A 4,422-nucleotide genomic window follows, 5' to 3' on the forward strand; every position below is an offset into this window, starting at 1 on the left:
AGGGTTACGGTGATCACCGTAACCCTTGAATTTTTTGTGCCGAAGAGGGATTCGGTGCCACGAATCGTAACCTACTAAACGCACCAACATCACAATCACCAACGCCCTCTGCTGACAGTGTTCATCTCCTGAACGTTCCGGTATAGTGAAGACAGCTCCACACAACAACGTACAGGCTGCAGGTTTTTCTCTTCAGGCCCTTCTGCTGCTTCAGGTTCTCTACAAAGGGAGTGAAGGCTGCGGCAACAACTGAAGGAGTCATTATGGGAAACAGCGCACTGGCGGCAGGATTTTGGGGCTTTGTTGGAGGGTGCTCCCTTATGATCGGCGCTGTCATCGGCCTTTTCGTCCCGGCATCGAAGAAGGTCATCGCCATGGTGATGGCTCTCTGCGCAGGCGTCCTCGTCTCCTCTGTGGCATTTGAATTGATGGATGAGGCTTTCCGTAAGGGGGGCTTTGATGCGGCATCGATAGGTCTTTTACTCGGTGCCGTCATCTTCTACATAGGGGACCAAATCATTGAGAGCAGGGGAGGGAAACATCGTAAAAGGTCACAAGGGCAGCAATCGGGAGGGTCGTCAACAGCGATTTTACTAGGGGCGCTCATGGACGGTATACCGGAATCTGTCGCCATCGGCGTGAGCCTATTGCAGGGGGGAAAGGTCGGATTAGTCATGGTTGTCGCTGTATTCCTCAGTAACATTCCGGAATCTCTCTCTTCCGCTTCGGGTATGCAGAAAGCGGGACACTCAAGGAAGTTCATCCTTGCGGTTTGGGCCGCTGTAGTGGCGATCTCGGCAGCGAGCTCGCTGGTCGGTTATCTGGTACTGGCTGGCGTATCCGGAAATATAATCGGAGGAATCCAGGCCTTTGCTGCCGGCGCTATCCTGACCATGCTGGCCAGCACCATGATGCCGGAGGCATTTCAAGAAGGTGGCGCGATTGTTGGGCTCATTACGACAGGGGGCTTCCTTCTTTCCTTCGTGCTGAGCAAACTGCAGGGGTAGCCGGTGCCGGTGTCCGCGATCTTTTGCCACCCCTCAGCGTACAGCGTATAGTCACCTGCAGAAATAGTAAAAACGTATCGGCGCAAGCTATCGGCGAGGGGATGGTTACCTTCCTTTCGCTGTAATCTCCCGCTTCCGGTAGCCGATGCCGAGCTTGTCGAGACGCCAGCGCAAAGTGGTCGCCTTGATTCCCAAAAGCTCAGCAGCTCCGCCGGGACCATGGATCTTCCCGTTGGTCACTCTCAGCACTTCCCGCAGATGAAGAGCCATCGCCTCGTCCAGGTTGTAAGGATAGCCCGCCCTCTCGACCCCGGCAGGAGCGCATCGCTGCGGCGGCTCCGACTGCGCCGAGGTGGAAAGTATGGAGTCGAAGGTCAGTGGCCCGCGGGGGCGCAGGATGAGCTCGCGCTCCACCAGGTTTTCCAGTTCGCGGACGTTGCCGGGCCAGTCGTAATCCATGAGCCGCAGTAACACCCCTGGGGCGATGGACGGGGGAGAGGGGATGCCGAGCTCAACGCTCTTGACCGCCAGAAAATGCCTTGCCAGGGCCGGGACGTCCTCCTTGCGCTGGCGGACCGGCGGCACCATCAAGGGAAAACCACTCAGCCGGTACCAGAGGTCCTCCCGGAAAGTACCTTCGGCCACCATGCTCTGCAGGTTACGGTGGGTAGCCGCGATGACGCGGATGTTGACCGGGATCATCCGCTTGCCCCCCACCCGCTCCACCTCGTGGTTTTGCAGCACCCGCAGCAGGCGCACCTGCGCCGAGGGCGGCAACTCTCCCACCTCGTCAAGAAAGATGGTCCCTCCGTCGGCCCGCTCGAAGCGCCCGCGGCTCTCGGCGACCGCTCCGGTGAAGGCACCACGCTCGTGGCCGAACAGCTCGCTGTCGATCAGGTTCTCGGGCAGGGCCCCGCAGTTGACCTTGATGAAGGGGCCATTGCTGCGCGGCGAATAGAAGTGGATGGAGTTAGCGATCATCTCCTTGCCGGTGCCGGTCTCACCGAGGATGAGCAGGGTGTTGTTGAGGGGCGCGACCTGCCGCACCATCTCCATGACGTTGCGCAGTCCCGTGTTGGCCCCGATAATCTCCTCGGCGGCACCACCCTTGTGCAACTCACGGTTCAGGAACCGCTTGTCGTCCAGCAGAACCGCCTGGTAGCGAAGCACCTCCTCATGGGCGAGGGCATTGGCAAGCGCGATGGCGAAGGGCTTGGCGATGTTTCCCAACAGCTCGGCCTGTTTGTCCGTGTATCTTCCTTCCCCTCCCGCGCGAAACGCCAGCCCACCCAGTAACTCCCCATTCAACCGCAGCGGAACCAGCAGATCCGATCTCCCCTCGAAGCTCATCACCGGCGCCAGAGCGCGAAAGATGGCGTCATGTTCAGCGTCGATGATAAGCGGCGCAGAAAAATCGCGGGCGGCGATCTTCTCTTGCAGACCTTGAGGTAGCGGGAGGATTTCGTTAGGAGGGATGTTGCCTTCTTCCAGCGCGAGGCCGACCCGGCGGATGGCGCCCAGCCTCTGGTCGATGATGAGAAGCGAGAGCACGTCAAGCGGGACGTGTTCTCTCAGGTATTGAAAGGCGCTGCGCAGCGACTCATTGATGTCCAGACTGCTGCAGATCCTGAACGTTACCTCTTTGATGAATGCATCCTTGGCGACCTTCATGTTCCTCCCCCCCCGTTTCCGGTCCCGCCAATCTCTCTTCCTGAGCTTGGCACTCTTACCTATCGCAATATACCGTAATATACCTGCTGATTACAACAATTCGTAAATAATAGTGCAGTATACGGTATTTTAACTGTATCTCCAATGCGTAAGTGTCTGTAACAAAAACGTTTAATTCGTTGGCATGATGGTCGCTATTCCAAGGTCTGAAGCTCATCCTCACCCAACTGCCGAGCCGGGAACGATGCCGTACAGGAGAGGATTATGCAAACAAGGTCGGCTTTATCAATGATGGTGATGGTCGTGGCTGTTTCGGGTACCGCCTTTGGTCAGACGCCCCAGGAGCAAGTGGTCTGCCGAATCTCGAGCCAATGCACGCAGTTGCAGGCAGGGGAAAGCGGCGGCAATGACAGCACGCAGATGTTCCCTCTTGCCCAAGAGCAGGTCAAAAGGCGCTTGGCCAGTGTGGTCGAGTCTCGTGAGACACGTTCGATCGAGCAAGGGGCTGTTGGCGCCACCTCCTTAGTGGACAGCCAGCACGCGGTGAGAAGCCGTCTGCACTGAAACTGAGAACCGTGACTCCGGACCCGGGAACCAAACGCCCCCGGCCACTTCCACAGTTATGGCTATAGGTCCCTCAAGGAGGATAAATAATGGCGAATCTGCTCTACATCACTTGCAATGTCGCACCCTACCAAAGATCGCGCACCCTTTCCCTCGGCCAGGAGTTCCTGGACGGATACCTCCGGTTCAATCCCGACGATGAAGTGCAGGTGCTCGACCTGTACCGCGACACCATCCAGAGGTTCGATCTCGACGTGCTGAACGCCCGGGAAAGGATGGAGCGGGGCGAAGAGTGGGTTCTGCTTTCGGAAGACGAGCGCCGCAAGATGAGCCGGGTTTGCCGCCTGGCCGACCAGCTCGGCAGGTGCGACAAGTACGTTTTCGTCACCCACAGCCTCAACTTGTGGTTCCCGGCCGAATTCAAGATCTACATAGACGCCATCTGCGCCTCGGACCGCACCTACCGTCTCACCCCGAGTGGTGTGCAAGGGATGCTTTCGGACCGGCGCAGGAAGTCCCTTCATCTGCACGCCGGTCCTTCGGGCGCCTTCGCAGGTGAGGAGGACCACAGCGTTCCCTACCTTCGCTCCGTGCTCTCCTTCCTCGGGGTAAGCGAGCAGGAGACGGTGCTTCTTGCCGGGGACGATCCGGAAAAGGGGGACCAGTGGGAATACCAGGCGGCCCGACGCACCCTCTTTAAATTGGCGTCCCGGTTCTGAGGGGAACGGCATGGGTTTAATCGTCGCAGGTACGTTCGTGGTCTGGCTGGCGGTCGCCCTGATCGCCTTTGGAGTCAGGAAGAGGTGACGGCCGGCGGCGAGGCTGATCGAGTTGCAAAAGGCACTATTGGCACCCGCTCCAGCGCGGGAGCCTCACCAATTTCCCAGAAAAGGAGTAGCAACGATGGAAGGTAACGTCACACCAGTATTGAAAGCGGTATGCCTGTCTCTGTTGGGAGTTTCCCTTACGGCATGCAGCAGCGAGCCCCAGAAGAAGGAGACCTTCGCCGACGCCGTCCCCGTTGCGGTGGGAAAGGTTCAGCAGATCCAGGAGCGGGAGACCATCTCGGCAAGCGGCATCGTTTCCACCCCCAACGCCCCCTCCAACGTCTCCTTCCTGGTTTCCGGCAAGGTCGTCTACGTGGGGCCGCGCGAGGGGCAGTTCGTCAACAAAGGTGACG

At 58.7% G+C, this 4,422-nt stretch carries 5 protein-coding genes; 4 read left to right on the forward strand and 1 reads right to left on the reverse strand.

Features of this window, described 5'->3' with window-relative positions; all coding sequences use genetic code 11:
* The first annotated feature begins 263 nt into the window (after positions 1-263).
* Positions 264-1,007: a ZIP family metal transporter gene (locus VJ604_RS09130; RefSeq protein ID WP_324081785.1), complete on the forward strand. Its 744-nt coding sequence runs from the start codon at positions 264-266 to the stop codon at positions 1,005-1,007.
* A gap of 105 nt (positions 1,008-1,112) precedes the next feature.
* Here the strand turns inward: VJ604_RS09130 and VJ604_RS09135 are convergent, their stop codons facing one another.
* Entirely contained in the window at positions 1,113-2,678 is a 1,566-nt protein-coding gene (locus VJ604_RS09135) for a sigma 54-interacting transcriptional regulator (protein ID WP_324081787.1), read from the reverse strand.
* A 288-nt stretch (positions 2,679-2,966) separates the two neighbouring features.
* On the opposite strand from VJ604_RS09135, the gene VJ604_RS09140 reads away from it, so the two are divergent.
* From VJ604_RS09140 to VJ604_RS09150, 3 genes are all read left to right on the forward strand, one after another.
* On the forward strand, positions 2,967-3,242 hold the full coding sequence (locus VJ604_RS09140) for a hypothetical protein (RefSeq protein ID WP_324081789.1): 276 nt from the start codon (positions 2,967-2,969) through the stop codon (positions 3,240-3,242).
* Positions 3,243-3,331: 89 nt separating this feature from the next.
* Entirely contained in the window at positions 3,332-3,961 is a 630-nt protein-coding gene (locus VJ604_RS09145) for an FMN-dependent NADH-azoreductase (protein ID WP_324081791.1), read from the forward strand.
* Positions 3,962-4,145: 184 nt separating this feature from the next.
* Positions 4,146-4,422 (forward strand): hypothetical protein (locus VJ604_RS09150; protein ID WP_324081793.1); only part of this gene is annotated, 277 nt, incomplete at its 3' end.

The organism is Geomonas sp. (assembly GCF_035254065.1).
GTDB lineage: Bacteria > Desulfobacterota > Desulfuromonadia > Geobacterales > Geobacteraceae > Geomonas.